10 protein-coding genes and 1 pseudogene are annotated in these 14,992 nt (G+C 68.3%); 4 read left to right on the top strand and 7 right to left on the bottom strand.

Features of this window, described 5'->3' with window-relative positions; translation table 11 throughout:
• Positions 1–13: 13 nt before the first annotated feature.
• Positions 14–913 carry a peptidoglycan DD-metalloendopeptidase family protein gene (locus tag ABID97_RS20900; protein WP_354400464.1) on the bottom strand — a complete coding sequence of 300 codons (900 nt, stop codon included), beginning with the start codon at positions 911–913 and terminating at the stop codon, positions 14–16.
• An 8-nt stretch (positions 914–921) separates the two neighbouring features.
• A complete protein-coding gene (locus tag ABID97_RS20895) occupies positions 922–2,736 on the bottom strand; it encodes a glutamine--tRNA ligase/YqeY domain fusion protein (protein ID WP_354400462.1) in 1,815 nt (604 codons plus the stop codon).
• Between the two features lie 133 nt (positions 2,737–2,869).
• Between ABID97_RS20895 and ABID97_RS20890 the strand changes: the two genes are divergently transcribed.
• On the top strand, positions 2,870–3,217 hold the full coding sequence (locus ABID97_RS20890; protein WP_354400461.1) for a hypothetical protein: 348 nt from the start codon (positions 2,870–2,872) through the stop codon (positions 3,215–3,217).
• A 91-nt stretch (positions 3,218–3,308) separates the two neighbouring features.
• Here ABID97_RS20890 and ABID97_RS20885 read toward each other — a convergent pair whose 3' ends face one another.
• The 5 genes from ABID97_RS20885 to ABID97_RS20865 are packed head-to-tail and all read right to left on the bottom strand — an operon-like array spanning position 3,309 to position 7,027.
• The gene (locus ABID97_RS20885; RefSeq protein WP_354400459.1) at positions 3,309–4,148 is read right to left on the bottom strand and encodes a LytR/AlgR family response regulator transcription factor; all 840 of its coding nucleotides are present in this window, start codon (positions 4,146–4,148) and stop codon (positions 3,309–3,311) included.
• On the bottom strand, positions 4,145–5,215 hold the full coding sequence (locus ABID97_RS20880; protein WP_354400458.1) for a sensor histidine kinase: 1,071 nt from the start codon (positions 5,213–5,215) through the stop codon (positions 4,145–4,147). The genes ABID97_RS20885 and ABID97_RS20880 overlap by 4 nt, the downstream gene beginning before the upstream one ends.
• Entirely contained in the window at positions 5,212–5,514 is a 303-nt protein-coding gene (locus ABID97_RS20875) for a 2TM domain-containing protein (RefSeq protein WP_354400457.1), read from the bottom strand. Before ABID97_RS20875 ends, ABID97_RS20880 begins: the two co-directional genes overlap by 4 nt.
• Complete coding sequence (locus ABID97_RS20870) at positions 5,511–6,464, bottom strand: sterol desaturase family protein (protein WP_354400455.1); 954 nt, start codon at positions 6,462–6,464, stop codon at positions 5,511–5,513. The genes ABID97_RS20875 and ABID97_RS20870 overlap by 4 nt, the downstream gene beginning before the upstream one ends.
• Positions 6,465–6,505: 41 nt before the next feature.
• Positions 6,506–7,027: a DUF6622 family protein gene (locus tag ABID97_RS20865; protein WP_354400453.1), complete on the bottom strand. Its 522-nt coding sequence runs from the start codon at positions 7,025–7,027 to the stop codon at positions 6,506–6,508.
• Between the two features lie 224 nt (positions 7,028–7,251).
• Here ABID97_RS20865 and ABID97_RS20860 point away from each other — a divergent pair, with 224 nt between their 5' ends.
• From ABID97_RS20860 to ABID97_RS20850, 3 genes and pseudogenes are all read left to right on the top strand, one after another.
• On the top strand, positions 7,252–8,598 hold the full coding sequence (locus ABID97_RS20860) for an efflux RND transporter periplasmic adaptor subunit (RefSeq protein WP_354400451.1): 1,347 nt from the start codon (positions 7,252–7,254) through the stop codon (positions 8,596–8,598).
• Between the two features lie 40 nt (positions 8,599–8,638).
• Positions 8,639–11,746 carry an efflux RND transporter permease subunit gene (locus tag ABID97_RS20855; RefSeq protein ID WP_354400450.1) on the top strand — a complete coding sequence of 1,036 codons (3,108 nt, stop codon included), beginning with the start codon at positions 8,639–8,641 and terminating at the stop codon, positions 11,744–11,746.
• Positions 11,743–14,986: pseudogene (locus tag ABID97_RS20850) on the top strand (efflux RND transporter permease subunit). Before ABID97_RS20855 ends, ABID97_RS20850 begins: the two are co-directional and overlap by 4 nt.
• The last annotated feature ends 6 nt before the right edge of the window (positions 14,987–14,992 follow it).

Genomic DNA, 14,992 nt, shown 5'->3' with positions numbered 1-14,992 from the left:
CTGCTCGCGCCACTCAAGCCGCAATGAACAGCGCCGGATCCACCATCGCCCGGTTCAGCATCACGGACCAGTGCAGATGCGGCCCCGTCACGCGCCCGGTGGCGCCCACGGCTGCCAACTGCTCGCCGGTCTTCAGCACGTCGCCGACCTTCACGTCGACGCGGCTCAGGTGGCAATACATCGTCAAGAGGCCGCCGCCGTGGTCGAGCCAGACCGTGCCGCCGTTGAAGAAATAGTCGCCCGTGTCGATCACCCGCCCGGCCAGTGGAGCGAGCACCGGCGTGCCGGTGCCGGCCGCGATGTCCATGCCGCTGTGCGGATTGCGCGACTGGCCGTTGAACACGCGGCGCAGGCCGAACGAGCTGGAGCGGCGGCCCGGCACGGGCACGCGCATCCGCAGCGAGGCATCGGGCCGCAGGTCGGTGAGCGTGGCCATCACGGTGGCGAGGTGCGCGCGCTCGCGCTGATAGCGTGCCTCATCCTCGGGCGAAAGATCGACCGTGCGCGGCGGTACCGTCAGGCGTTGCTCGCGGTACTGCTTCGTGCCGATGGCGTAGGCGATGACTCTCTCGCTGCCGCTTTCGCTGCGCACGGCGATGCGCGCCTCGCCAGGCTCGGCCGCGAGTGGAATGCCGACCACGGCGGTCCAGTCGATGGCGTCGCCGAGGACGAGCAGCGGCACGTCGCCCGCAAAGGCGGCCGGACGCTTCGCCGCCGGACCGAGCGACAGGCGCGCGACGCCGCCAGGCACCTGGGACGCACGTGGCCACACTTCAGGTTGCTGCTGCTGCTTCTTCTTGGAAGCGGCTGCACCGGCATACGTGGAGGCCAATGCCAGCAGGCCCGCCGTGCCGAGCAGTGCGCAACGGCGGGTGAGGGCAGGGCCGGTGGATTCGGGTGGCGACCTATGCATGAATCCCGCTACTTGCCCCAGCTGTCCCGCATGCCGGCCGCGCGATTGAACACGAGCTTGCCATCCGCGCCGGCCTTCGCGTCGCGCACGAAGTAGCCATGCCGCTCGAACTGGAACGCCGCACCGTCCGGGGCCTTGGCCAATGCAGGCTCGACATACGCGACGCAAAGCTCCAGGCTCTGCTTGTTCAGTTCTTCCATCAGGTCTCCGCTGCCGGGATTCGCCGCAGCGAACAGCCGCTCGTACAGCCGCACCTCGGCCTGCACCGCATCGGCCGCGGCCACCCAGGTGATGTTGCCCTTCACCTTGATGGCATCGGCGCCCGGCGTGCCGCTCTTGGTGTCCGGCACGAGCGTGGCCTGCACTTCGACGAGCTTGCCGCTCGCGTCCTTCGTGCCGCCGGTGCACTCGATGACGTGGCCGTACTTGAGCCGCACCTTGTTGCCCGGGAACAGGCGGAAGAAGCCCTTGGGCTGCACTTCCTCGTAGTCGGTGCGCTCGATCCACACCTCGCGGCCGAGCTTGAAGTCGCGCTTGCCCATCTCGGGGTGGTGCGGATGCACGGGGGCGGAGCAGTCGTCGAGCACCTCGTCGCCGCCCATCAGTTCGCCCCAGTTGGTGATGACCAGCTTGACCGGGTCGAGCACGGCCATGGCGCGCGGGGCGATGGGGTCGAGCGTGTCGCGCAGAGCAGCTTCCAGGCTCGCGTAGTCGATCCAGCCGCCGGACTTGGTGGTGCCGCTGCGTTCGCAGAACAGGCGCAGCGCCTCGGGCGTGTAGCCGCGCCGGCGCAGGCCCGCCAGGGTGGGCATGCGCGGATCGTCCCAGCCGTCGACGTGCTTTTCCTCGACCAGTTGGCGCAGCTTGCGCTTGCTGGTGAGCACGTGCGTGACGTTGAGGCGTGCGAACTCATACTGCCGCGGATGCGGGCTGGCGATGAGGCCGCCTTCCGCCAGGCGGTCGAGCAGCCAGTCGTAGAAGGGGCGCTGGTCTTCGAACTCCAGCGTGCAGATGGAGTGGGTGATCTGCTCCAGCGCGTCTTCGATCGGGTGCGCAAAGGTGTACATCGGGTAGATGCACCACTTGTCGCCGGTGTTGTGGTGCGTGGCCCGGCGCACGCGGTAGAGCGCGGGGTCGCGCATGTTGATGTTGGTGCTGGCCATGTCGATCCTGGCACGCAGGATGGCGGCCCCGTCGGCCACCTGGCCGTCACGCATGGCGCGAAAGCGCGCAAGGTTTTCCTCCGGCGTGCGGCTGCGGAAGGGGCTGTCGGTGCCGGGCGTGTTGAAGTCGCCGCGGTTGGCGCGGACTTCTTCGGCCGTCTGTTCGTCCACGTAGGCGAGACCGGCGCCGATCAGGTACTCCGCCGCGCGGTACATGAAGTCGAAGTAGTCGCTCGCAAAGTACTCGTGCGGCTGCAGGGTGCCCGGCGCGCTGGGGCGGTCGGCCAGAAAAGTCTCGTAGCCGAGCCACTGGACGGCATCGCGGATGGAATCGACGTATTCCTGCTCTTCCTTCTCGGGGTTGGTGTCGTCGAAACGCAGGTGGCACACGCCGCCATATTCCCTCGCCAGCTCGAAGTTGAGCCAGATGCTCTTGGCGTGCCCGATGTGCAGGTAGCCGTTGGGTTCCGGCGGAAAACGCATGCGCACCCTGGCCGGATCGGGCATGCCATGGGCATGATGGGCGGCGTCGCCGGGCGAGCCACCCCACTTGCGGCCAGAATAGGCCCCTTGCGCAAGGTCGTTCTCGATCACGTGGCGCAGGAAATTACTCGGTGCAGCGGCGGTTTTTGCGCTGTCTTTGTCGGTCGGGGAGGTCATTGCGGCATTCTAGAGTGCACCCCCTTCCGGTTACGTTTGGCAACGTTCTTCACATTGCGGCGGGCAACCGGTTTGCATTTGGCGCGTTCAATACATACATGGGCGGAAACGCCCCAACAAGGAGTCCAAGATCATGAGCCTCACACGTTCAACCTTCTTCAAATGGGCCGCCGCGGGTGTCGTGGCAGCCGGTGCATTGTTTGCGGCCACTTCGGCCAGCGCCCGCGGTGACGTGAGCTGGTCGGTCGGCGTGGGTCTGCCAGGCGTGGCCGTGGGCGTTGGCGCTCCGGCCTACTACCCGGCACCGGTGTACTCGGCCCCTGCGCCGGTCTACTACGCGCCGCCGCCCCCGGTGTACTACCGCCCGCCGCCGCCGGTCTACTACCGTCCGGCCCCGGTGTACTACGCGCCGCCGGCCTACTACGCGCCGCGCTACTACGGTCCGCGTGGCTACCACCACGGCCATCGCCACTGGCGTTGAGCGGAGCCGCATGGCGGGAGCAGCCGCCATCTGAAAGAAAGCCGGTCTCCTCGGACCGGCTTTTTTCATGGGCGGTTCGCGCCGCGAGATTTCACATGGCGCGAAACAGATGGCCGTACAGCCGGCTGACCGGAATCTTCTCCGGCCGGCCCCGCAGGTCCAGGTGCAGCTTGCCGGCCTCGTCGCGGTGCACCGCCTCGATGGCGGAGCTGCGCACCACCACCGCGCGGTGCACCTGCCAGAAGATCCCGGGATCGAGTTGCGTCAACAGCTGCTTCAACGGCGTGCGGATCAGGTACTCGTGCGAGGCGGTGAGCACGCGGATGTACTTGTCGGCCGCCTCGAAATACAGCACCTCGTCGATCGGGACCATGCGCACGGTGCTGCCGCCGGCGTCGCTGGCTGCAATGATCCGCAGCGGGGCCGTGGCTGGCGGGGCCGATGCGCCGTTGCCGGAAGCGGCGGCAAGCACCTCGCGCCACTGCGCCAGGGTTCGCTCCAGCATTTCATCGGCCGTTGCCGGGGCCGCCTTCGAAGGCGGCTGGGCGGCCAATGCCTGCTGCAGCCGCAGCACGGTCTTGCGAAGCCGCCCGGGCTGCACCGGCTTGAGCACGTAGTCGAGGGCCTGGGTCTCGAAGGCGCGGGCCGCGTATTCGTCGTAGGCCGTCACGAAGACCAGCTGCGGCATGGGCGCCTCGGCGACCGGCCAGCTGTCGGCCAGTTCGGCGGCGGCGCCAAGGCCATCGAGCCCGGGCATGCGGATGTCCAAAAACAGCACCTGCGGCAGCAGGCGCAGCGCCTCGCGCACCGCGCCTCGGCCGTCACCCGTGATGGCAAGCACCTTTAGTTCAGGCCAGGCGGCCGCCAGCTCGGCCTTGAGGGCCTGTGCGAGCAGGGGTTCGTCTTCGGCGATGAGGGCGGTGGGGTTCATGCGCTTGGTGGCAAGGGGAAACTGACGGTGGTGCGGGTTCCGCCCGCGGGTTCGGCGGCGAGGCTCATGTGGCCCTGCTCGCCGTACACGGTGGCCAGCCGTTCGCGGACCTGCGCAAGCCCGAAGCCGCTGCCTTCCGTGCTTGGCCGCTCCGCATCGAGGCCGGCGCCGGTGTCGCTCACTTCGATGACCAGCCGACCCGCGTCACGGTAGGCGCGCACGACGATATCGCCGCCCTCGACCTTGGGCTCGAGTCCGTGCCGGATGCTGTTTTCCACCAGCGGCTGCAAAAGCAGCGGCGGCACGGGCGCGTCGCGCAGGTCTTCCGGCAGGTCGAGCGTGTAGCGCAGGCGCTCGCCCATGCGCACGGACATCAGCTCGAGGTAGTCGGCCAGCCGTTCGAACTCGGCCGACAGCGGATGCGCAAGCGCGCGCGACCCGCTGAGCGTCATGCGCAGGTAGTTGTTGAGCCGATCGAGCATGGCGATGGCGCGCGGCGGATCGGTCGCGATCAGGACGCGCAGGTTGGCCAGCGTGTTGAACAGCATGTGCGGCTCCAGCTGCGTCTCGAGCAGCTTGAGCCGGGCCTCGGTGGCGTTGCGCTGCGCGAGCTCGATCTGGCCCCGCATGTGCTTGCTCTTGCCAAGGCTGTAGAAGAAGAAGCACATGCAGACGGTGGCCGTCAGCGTGATGATGATGGTGGTCGCGAGCCGGCGCTCGGTGAAGCTGCGGAAGTCGAGCAGGGGCTGATGGGTCCAGGCGTCGCCAATGGCATTGCCGCCCAGGAAGCCGACCGTCACGCCCCCCGCCACCAGCAGGTAGCCCCAGGGGCCCGACGGCCAGAGGATTTCCTTGTGGCCGCTGATCACCAGCCGGCCGATGTCGATGAAAAGCCAGCTGATCAGCCCGATCGAGAGCGAATACACCATCTGCGCGCGCCAGTCGCCGTGCTGCGTGATGGTCAGCGCCCCGGCTATGAAGCAACAGAAGACGACGGTGATCAGGCCATGCCGGAGCACGCCGCGGACGTTCTCCGCTCGGAAACGGGGCAGTGCGCCCACGCTCATCCGCGCTCCCCCGCGCGCAGTGCCTGCCGTTCGCGTTCGACCAGCCGGTCGTAGAAGCTGCCACCGGGCGCAATGAACCAGACGACGGCGCCGTGGATCAGCAGGCCCAGGCCCCAGCCCATGAGCGGGTACACCGCCCAGCCATGGCCGCGCGACGCGGAGAGCGCCACCAGCGCGAGGTTGACCAGCACGTAGACGAAGGCATGGATGTACCAGCCCATCTTGGCGCCGGCGCGGCGGCGGGCCCGGCGCTCGACGTCGGGAAGAGAAGAATTCGACCGGGATTCAACGGGATTCATGACAGCTCCTTGAGTTGGACAGGAATGAGATCGGTGGCAATGGGCGACGGCGATGCGGGTGCCGGCACGGCCGCCCGCTGGCGCATTTCCGCCGTCGTTTCGCCCGGCCCGTCATGCCGCCAGCCCGGAGGCATGACGAGGTAGCCCACGAAGGCCCGCAGCGAACGCGCCGAGCGCAGGTCGCGCAGCAGCGCGCGCCAGTGGGTGAACTCGATCTCGAAGATGTTGTTGGAGGTGATCGGCTTCACCAGCCCGTAGCGGCAGGGCAGGTCGGCGCGCTCGGGAATGTAGGTGCCGAACAGGCGGTCGAACACGATCAGCACGCCGCCGTAGTTGCCGTCCAGGTATTCGAGGTTCGAGGCGTGATGCACCCGGTGGGCCGAGGGCGTGTTGAGCACCCACTCCAGTGGGCCGAGCTTCGGAATCCACGCCGCGTGGATCCAGAACTGGTAGAGCAGGTTCAGCGTGAGCATCAGCAGGATCACCTTCGGCGGCATGCCCAGGAGCGGCGCGAGCATGAAGAAAGCCAGCGTGCCGGTGAGCCGGCCGGTCCAGCCGAAGCGGTAGGCGGCCGACAGGTTCAACTGGTTCGGCGAATGATGGATCGCGTGCGTGCACCAGAACCAGCGCACCCGGTGCGCGGCGCGGTGGTACCAGTAGTAGCAGAACTCCTGGCCGATGAAGCAGGCGGCCCAGCCGCTCCAGTGGCCCATGGGCAGCGTGAAGAGGCGGTGGTTCCAGAACCAGTCCATGGCGCCCGTCCAGAAGGCCAGCGGCAGCAGCCAGCGCAGCGGGTATTCGCGGACCAGGAAGTCGATCACCGAGACGCCGGCGGCCTTCCAGTCGTAGCTGCGCCAGCCGTTGCGCCAAGACAGCACCAGGGCTTCCGCGATGGAGGCGGCGAGCACCACCGTGACGGCTATCTTGAGGATCAGAAAGAGCACGGTCATGGCGGTTCCTGGCGTTTGCTGGATATGGGACGGCGGCGATCTTAGGCTGCGCGAGCCGCCACGGCCATGGCGTCGGTGCGGATTGCCAGCTTCCACAGCCGCACGGCGCGCGCCGAAAAAACGCCGCTGAAGGCGCCGTACAGCATCGGAACCGCGACCGCGAAGCCGGCCTGCTGGTGCAGTTCGGGGTGCATGGCCAAGGCCGCGCCCACCACGTACTTGGTGAAGAAGATGCCCATCATCAGTACCAGCGGCACCGCGCTGCCGGCCACCTGGAACTCGCGTGCCGCGCGGTCGTAGCGCGTGCTGGCGGGCAGGGGCTGCTGGAGCACCACCAGCGCCATCGCAGCCGCCGCCACGGCCCAGCCGAGCAGGGCGCCTGGCGAATCGCCGAAGGCCGAAACCACCCCGGCCAGCGAAAGGCCGGTCATGGCGACCGGCATCACCGTGACCTTGGCCAGGCTGACGCTGCCGGACATCAGCTGCTTGCAGCCGAGCCACAACAGCAGCACGAAAACGGCGAAGACCCACTTGGGGGTGTGAAGAATGATCTGCAGCAGCATGGCGTTTCTCCGGTGGAAGTGATTCGATGGGCGGACTGTGCCGGCGCGCCCCCGGTCGCACCACGGGTCTGCGACGAAATGCAGGCCGGCGGCGCGAGGCGCAGCCGGGCGCCGCGAAACGTGCCGTTTTCCGGAGCTTTACCGGCGCTTTACGGTTCATGGGACAGGCGCGCTACGATGCAGCGCTCCACTAGCAGCCGTACTTGCGCACTGCCACACCACACATGGAATCTCCGAACTCCGAGCCTTCTTCCGGCGATTCGCCTGCTGTTCAACCGGTACAACCCACCTCTTCGTCCCCTCCACCCCGGCCGCCCTCGCGCCGCAAGCGCTGGCTGGGCAGCCTGATCGCGCTGCTGCTGCTGGCCGCGCTGGGAGGCGGTGCCTGGTACCTGATCAACCGCAAGGCAGGCAAGGAAGGCGGACCAGGATTCGGGGGCGCGACCGTCACGGTGGGCCATGCGGCGGCGCGCGAGATCGAGCTGCCGGTCACCATCGATGCGCTCGGCACGGTCACGCCGCTTGCAACCATCACGCTCAAGGCGCAGGTCGGCGGCGTGCTGACCGAGGTGCTCTTCACCGAAGGCCAGACCGTTGCCAAAAACCAGCTGCTCGCACGCATCGACCCGCGTCCCTACGAGCAGGCGCTGATGCAGGCCCGCGGCACCCGCCAGCGCGATGAGGCGCAACTGGAGGCCGCACGTGTCACGCTGGCGCGCTACCGCACGCTGCTGACGCAGGATTCCATCGCCAGGCAGGACGTCGACACCCAGGCCGCGCTGGTCCGCCAGCTCGAAGGCACGGTCACCACCGACCTGGCCGCCGAGGCCGCCGCCAAGCTGAACCTCGACTACACCCGCATCACCTCGCCCGTGGCGGGCCGCATCGGCCTGCGCGCGGTGGATGCCGGCAACACGGTCACGGCCAATGCAACCACCGGCATCGCGGTGATCACGCAGATGAACCCGATCGACGTGCAGTTCTCGGTGCCGCAAGACCGCGTGCCCGACATCCAGGCGCAGCTCGCCAAAGGCGAGCCGCTGGCGGTCACCGCGTTCGACCGCACCCGCGCCGTGACGCTGGACACCGGCACCTTCTCCACGCTCGACAACGTCGTCGACACCACCACCGGCACCGTGAAGGCCAAGGCCCGCTTCGGCAATGCGGAAACCACGCTGTTCCCGAGCCAGTTCGTCAACGTGCAGATGCTGCTGCGCAAGGTGCGCGCCGTGGTGGTGCCGGTGACGGCCGTGCGCACCGGGCCCAATGGCGACTATGTGTATGTCATCGACGAAGAGCGCAGGGTGTCGACGCGCCCGGTGAAGCGCGGCGAAGCCAACGTCGAGGTGGTGGCCATCACCTCGGGCCTGCGGGTCGGCGAGAACGTGGTGACCGAGGGGGGCGACCGCATCAAGGATGGCGCGGTCGTGCAGCTGCAGGGCGACCGTCCCGCGGCAGGACCGCGCGGCGGCGCGTCCGGTCCGCGCGGTGCGGCATCGGGCCCGCGCGGCGCACGCGGAGAACGCGGCGAGGGCAGCGGAGAGCGGCGGCGCCAGCGTCCGCCGCAATGACGAGCCACACCGACACACGGAACCAGCGAGCGCGTTCGCGATGAGCCCCTCCCGCCCTTTCATCGAACGGCCGGTGGCCACGGCGCTTCTGATGGTGGCCATCGTGCTGGCCGGCCTGGTCGGCTTGCGGCTGCTGCCGCTGGCCGCGCTGCCGCAGGTCGACTACCCGACCATCCAGGTGCAGACGCTCTACCCCGGGGCCAGCCCCGAGGTCATGGGACGCACCGTCACCGCGCCGCTGGAGCGGCAGTTCGGCCAGATGGCAGGCCTCAACCGCATGAGCTCCGTGAGCTCGGCGGGCGCGTCGATCATCACGCTGCAGTTCGCGCTCGACCAGACCCTGGACGTGGCCGAGCAGCAGGTGCAGGCCGCCATCAATGCCGGCGGCTCGCTGCTGCCGGCCGACCTGCCCGCGCCGCCCGTGTACGCCAAGGTGAACCCGGCCGATGCACCCATCCTGACGCTGGCCGTGAGCTCCGAGACCATGCCGCTCACCGAGGTGCAGAACCTCGTGAACACGCGGCTCGCGCAGAAGATCAGCCAGGTCGGCGGCGTGGGGCTCGTTTCACTGTCCGGCGGGCAGCGCCCGGCCGTGCGCATCCAGGCCGACACCAACGCGCTCGCGTCGGTGGGCATCGGCCTGGACACGCTGCGCAGCGCCATCACCGCGGCCAATGCCAACAGCGCCAAGGGCAGCTTCGACGGACCGCGGCGGGCCTACACCATCAATGCCAACGACCAGCTCGTGACGGCGGACGACTACAAGAACCTCATCGTCGCGTGGAAGAACGGCGCGCCGGTGCGGATGACCGATGTCGCGCGCGTGGTCGACGGCGCCGAGAACACGCAGCTGGGCGCATGGGCCGCATTGCGCGCGGGCGAGCAGCCGGCAACGCTCTACCCGGCCATCATTCTCAACGTGCAGCGCCAGCCGGGCGCCAACGTGATCGGCACCGTGGACGCCATCAAGAAGCAGCTGCCCGAACTCGAAGCCGCGCTGCCTGGTTCGCTCAAGGTGGAAGTACTGAGCGACCGCACCACCGGCATCCGCGCCTCGGTCTCGCACGTGCAGCTGGAGCTCGGGCTGGCCGTGGTGATGGTGGTGCTGGTGATCTTCTTCTTCCTGCACAGCGTGCGAGCCACGGTCATCGCCAGCCTGGCCGTGCCGATCTCGCTCATCGGCACCTGCGGGCTGATGTACCTCCTCGGCTACAGCCTCAACAACCTGAGCCTCATGGCGCTGACCATTGCCACCGGCTTCGTGGTGGACGACGCGATCGTGATGATCGAGAACATCGCGCGCTATCTCGAGGAGGGCGATCCGCCCTTCAAGGCGGCGCTCAAGGGTGCGACGCAGATCGGCTTCACCATCATCTCGCTCACGGTGTCGCTCATCGCCGTGCTCATTCCGCTCTTGTTCATGGGGGACGTGGTGGGCCGGCTGTTCCGCGAGTTCGCGGTCACACTGGCCATCACCATCCTGATCTCCGCCGTGGTGTCGCTCACGCTGGTGCCGATGATGTCGGCGCGCTGGCTCAAGCCGCAGGCCGAGGAGGGCGGACGCTTCGGTGCCAGCGTGCAGCGCTTCTTCGACCGCGTGATCGGCCGCTATGACCTGTGGCTGCAATGGGTGCTGCGCCACCAGCCGCTGACGCTGGTCGTGGCGGTGGCAACGCTGGGGCTCACGGTGCTGCTCTACGTGGTGATTCCCAAGGGGCTGTTCCCGACGCAGGACACCGGGCAACTGCAGGCGCGCATCGAGGCCGCGCAGGACGTGTCGTACACGCGCATGGCCGAGCTGCAGCAGCAGGCCGCCAACGCCATCCTCGCCGACCCCGAGGTGGCGAGCGTGAGCTCGGTGGTGGGCGTGGACGCCGCCAACAACACGGCGCTGAACACCGGCAGCATGCTCATCAACATGCGCGCCGGCCGCGGCGACCAGGAAGCCACCATGCAGCGCCTGCGCGAACGCGTGCGCGCCGTGGCCGGCGTCACGCTGTACCTGCAGCCGACGCAAGACCTGACCATCGACGCCGAGACCGGCCCGACCGAATTCCGCGTTTCCCTCGAAGGGGTGGACACCAATACCGTCGATACCTGGGCGCAGAAGCTGGTGGAGCGCCTGCGTTCCGAGCCGCTGGTGCGCAATGCCACCACCAACGCGGGCGCGAAGGGCCTGGCCGCCTATGTGGACATCGACCGCAACACGGCCTCGCGGCTGTCGGTCACGGCCAGCTCGGTGGACGACACGCTCTACAGCGCGTTCGGCCAGCGCATCGTCTCGACCATCTTCACCGAAACCAACCAGTACCGCGTGATCCTCGAGGCGCAGCGCGAAGCCCTGGCCTCGCCGCAAATGCTGGGCAACCTGCAGCTGCGCACCGGCAGCGGCGGCGCGACCACGCTGTCGTCATTCGCCACAGTGCGCGAGCAGGCGGCGCCGCTGCAGGTGACGCACGTGGCGCAGTACCCGGCCGCCACCGTGGGCTTCGACACGGCGGAAAACGTGGCGCTCGGCAAATCGGTCGCGGCCATTCGCGCGGCGGCCAAGGAAATCGGCATGCCGTCGAGCATGACCATGACCTTCCTGGGCGCGGCGGGCGCGTACGAAAAATCGCTCTCCAACCAGCTCTGGCTCATTCTGGCGGCGGTGGTGTGCGTGTACATCGTGCTGGGCGTGCTGTATGAGAGCTACATCCATCCGCTGACGATCCTCTCGACCCTGCCCTCGGCCGGCGTGGGTGCGCTGCTCGCGTTGATGGTCACCGGCAACGACCTGGGCGTGATCGGCATCATCGGCATCATCCTCTTGATCGGCATCGTCAAGAAGAACGCGATCATGATGATCGACTTCGCCATCGACGCCGAGCGCCGCGAGGGCAAGTCGCCGCATGAAGCCATCCACCAGGCGGCGTTGCTGCGCTTCCGTCCCATCCTGATGACCACGCTGGCGGCGCTGTTCGCGGCGCTGCCTCTGATGTTCGGCTGGGGCGAGGGCGCCGAGCTGCGCCGGCCGCTGGGCCTCGCGATCTTCGGCGGGCTGGTGGTGAGCCAGGTGCTCACGCTGTTCACCACGCCCGTGGTCTACCTGGCCTTCGACCGGCTCGGGCGGCGCTTCGGGCGCAGGCGGGAGGCCGTGGCCGAATGAATCTTTCCAGGCCTTTCGTCGAACGCCCGATTGCCACGGTCCTCTTGACCATCGGCATCGCCCTGTCCGGGATCGCGGCGTTCTTCGTGCTGCCTGTGTCGCCCTTGCCGCAGGTCGACTTCCCAACCATTTCGGTGACGGCCAGCCTCGCGGGCGCGAGCCCGAGCACCATGGCGTCGAGCGTGGCCACGCCGCTGGAGCGGCGCCTGGGTGTCATCGCGGGCGTCAACGAACTCACCTCGACCAGCTCCAACGGCTCGACGCGCATCAGCCTGCAGTTCGACCTGAAGCGCAACATCGACAGCGCCGCGCGCGAGGTGCAGGCGGCCATCAATGCCGCGCGCGCCGACCTGCCAGCCACCTTGCGCAGCAACCCGACCTACCGCAAGCGCAACCCGACGGCTGCGCCCATCGCGATCCTGGCGCTCACCTCCAAGACGCGCACGCCGGGCCAGATCTACGAGGCCGTGTCCAACATCGTGAGCCAGAAGCTCTCGCAGGTGGAGGGCGTGGGCGAGGTCGAGATCGGCGGCGGCTCGCTGCCGGCGGTGCGCGTGGAACTCGAACCCTTCTCGCTCAACCGCTTCGGCATCAGCAGCGAGGACGTGCGCGCCGCCATCCAGGCCAACAATGCCAACCGCCCCAAGGGCGCCATCGAGAACGATGACCGCCGGCTGCAGATCTACACGCCGTCGCCGGGCCGCCATGCGGAGGAATACCGCGACATGGTGATCGCCTGGCGCAACGGCGCGGCGGTGCGGCTGGGCGATGTCGCGCGGGTGATCGACAGCGTGGAGAACACGCGCACGCTGGGCCTCTTCAACGGGCAGCCGGCGGTGGTCGTGCTGGTCACGCAGGAGCCGGGCGCGAACATCATCCAGACCGTGGACGGCGTGCGCGAACTGCTGCCCGAACTGCGCGCGCAGCTGCCGCAGGACATCGAGGTGCAGGTGGCCTCCGACCGCACCAACTCCATCCGGGCGTCGCTGCGCGAGATCGAGGCCACGCTGATGATCTCCATCGCGCTGGTGGTGCTCGTGGTCGGGCTCTTCCTGCGCAAGGCGCGCGCCACCCTCATTCCCGCGGTGGCCACCGTGGTGTCGCTGCTCGGCACCTTCGGCGTGATGCACCTGCTGGGCTACAGCCTCAACAACCTGAGCCTGATGGCACTCACGGTGGCCACCGGCTTCGTGGTGGACGACGCGATCGTGGTGCTCGAGAACACCAGCCGCCACATCGAGGCCGGCATGGGCCGCATCGAGGCGGCCCTGCGCGGCGCGCGCGAGGTGGGCTTCACCGTGCTGTCGATCAGCCTCTCGCTGGTCGCGGTGTTCATTCCGCTGCTGTTCATGGACGGGCAGATCGGCCGGCTGTTCCGCGAATTCGCCGTCACGCTGTCGGTGGCGGTGCTGATATCGCTGGTCATCTCGCTCACCACCACGCCCATGCTGTGCGCCATGCTGCTGCGGGCCGAGGAGCCCGATGCCAAGCCTCCGGGGCGCCTGGCGCGCATGGCGGAAGGCGTCTACCAGTGGAGCCTGCGCACCTACGCCCACAGCCTCGACTGGGCGCTTGCGAGCAAGGCCGTGGTCATGGTGGTGCTGCTGGCGGTCATCGGGCTCAACGTGTACCTGTTCTCGGCCATTCCCAAGGGCTACTTTCCCGAGCAGGACAACGGCCAGCTCAATGCGGGCCTGCGCGCGGACCAGAGCATCTCGTCGGTGGCGCTGAGCGAGAAGCTGCGCCAGGCGGTCGACATCATCCACAAGGATCCGGCCGTCGATACCGTGGGTGGGCTTCGCGGGCGGCAGCCGCTCGGGCGGTGGATTCATGTTCGTCAACCTCAAGCCGATCTCGCAACGCACCGAGAAGACCGCCGCGGTGGTCAACCGGCTGCGGCCGCAGCTCAACCAACTGACGGGGCTGCGCGTGTTCCTGAGCCCGGTGCAAGACCTGCGCATGGGCGGACGCTCGAGCAACTCCACCTACCAGTACACGCTCAAGGGCGACAACCTGGCCGACCTGCGCACCTGGACCGCTAAGCTCGCGGATCGCCTGCGCCGGGAAACGGCGCTGACCGACCTGGACAGCGACCAGGCGGACAACGGGGTGGAGACCTACGTCAACGTCGACCGCGACAGTGCCGCGCGGCTCGGGGTGACCTCCAGCGCGGTCGACAACGCGCTCTACAACGCGTACGGCCAGCGCTCGGTGGCCACCATCTACGACGAGCTCAACCAGTATTCCGTGATCATGGAATGGGCACCGCGCTACCAGCGCGCGCCCGTGGTGCTGAAAGACCTGTACGTGCCCTCGACGCTCACCAGCAGCACCACCGCGAGCGGCGCGACGGTGGTGAGTTCGCTCGCCAACACCACCGACGCCACCACCGGCACGTCGACCACCACGTCGGCCAACCCGGCCCTGCGCACCGCGTCCACGGGGCAGGCGCTGGCGGCCAACACCACGCTCATGGTGCCGCTCTCGGCCATTGCCAAGGTGAGCGAGCGCGCGGTGCCGAGCTCCATCGACCACCAGGACACCGAACTTGCGAGCACCATCTCCTTCAACCTGGACGAAGGCGTCACGCTGCAGGACGCGCGGCGCATCGTCGCGCAGGCCGAGGCCGACATTGCCATGCCGGTGAACGTGCGCGGGAGCTTCCAGGGCACGGCGCTGGCGGCGCAGCAATCGCAAGGGCAGCAGCTGGCGCTCATCTTCGCGGCCATCGTGGTCATCTACATCGTGCTGGGCGTGCTCTATGAAAGCCTGATCCACCCGATCACCGTGCTGACCACGCTGCCTTCCGCGGGCGTGGGCGCGGTGCTCGCGCTGCTGCTGTTCCGCATGGAGTTCTCGATCATTGCGCTGATCGGGCTTTTCCTCCTGATCGGCATCGTGAAGAAGAACGCCATCCTGATCATCGACTTTGCGCTCGAGGCCGAGCGCGCGCGCGGCATCTCGGCGGTGGAGGCCGTGCGCGAGGCCTGCCTGATGCGCTTCCGCCCCATTCTCATGACCACGCTCGCGGCGGCGCTGGGCGCGCTGCCGCTGGCCATCGGCTTCGGGCAGGGCGCCGAACTGCGCCAGCCGCTGGGCGTGGCGATCATCGGCGGCCTGGTGGCGAGCCAGCTGCTCACGCTCCTCACGACGCCCGTGGTCTACGTGCTGCTCGACAAGCTGCGCCGGCGCTCGGGCAACGAGCGTCACCTGAGCCGGGCAGCAAGCTCGCCAACATGAAAAGAC

This window comes from Variovorax sp. OAS795, assembly GCF_040546685.1.
GTDB lineage: Bacteria > Pseudomonadota > Gammaproteobacteria > Burkholderiales > Burkholderiaceae_C > Variovorax.
The sequence above is the reverse complement of the archived record's forward strand: the minus strand, read 5'-3'. Positions and strand labels throughout refer to the sequence as shown.

Excerpts from the sequence above, each read along its gene's own strand:
- ABID97_RS20900 (WP_354400464.1), bottom strand. The coding sequence starts at position 913 with ATGCATAGGTCGCCACCCGAATCCACCGGCCCTGCCCTCACCCGCCGT.
- ABID97_RS20895 (WP_354400462.1), bottom strand. The coding sequence starts at position 2,736 with ATGACCTCCCCGACCGACAAAGACAGCGCAAAAACCGCCGCTGCACCG.
- ABID97_RS20890 (WP_354400461.1), top strand. The coding sequence starts at position 2,870 with ATGAGCCTCACACGTTCAACCTTCTTCAAATGGGCCGCCGCGGGTGTC.
- ABID97_RS20885 (WP_354400459.1), bottom strand. The coding sequence starts at position 4,148 with ATGAACCCCACCGCCCTCATCGCCGAAGACGAACCCCTGCTCGCACAG.
- ABID97_RS20880 (WP_354400458.1), bottom strand. The coding sequence starts at position 5,215 with ATGAGCGTGGGCGCACTGCCCCGTTTCCGAGCGGAGAACGTCCGCGGC.
- ABID97_RS20875 (WP_354400457.1), bottom strand. The coding sequence starts at position 5,514 with ATGAATCCCGTTGAATCCCGGTCGAATTCTTCTCTTCCCGACGTCGAG.
- ABID97_RS20870 (WP_354400455.1), bottom strand. The coding sequence starts at position 6,464 with ATGACCGTGCTCTTTCTGATCCTCAAGATAGCCGTCACGGTGGTGCTC.
- ABID97_RS20865 (WP_354400453.1), bottom strand. The coding sequence starts at position 7,027 with ATGCTGCTGCAGATCATTCTTCACACCCCCAAGTGGGTCTTCGCCGTT.
- ABID97_RS20860 (WP_354400451.1), top strand. The coding sequence starts at position 7,252 with ATGGAATCTCCGAACTCCGAGCCTTCTTCCGGCGATTCGCCTGCTGTT.
- ABID97_RS20855 (WP_354400450.1), top strand. The coding sequence starts at position 8,639 with ATGAGCCCCTCCCGCCCTTTCATCGAACGGCCGGTGGCCACGGCGCTT.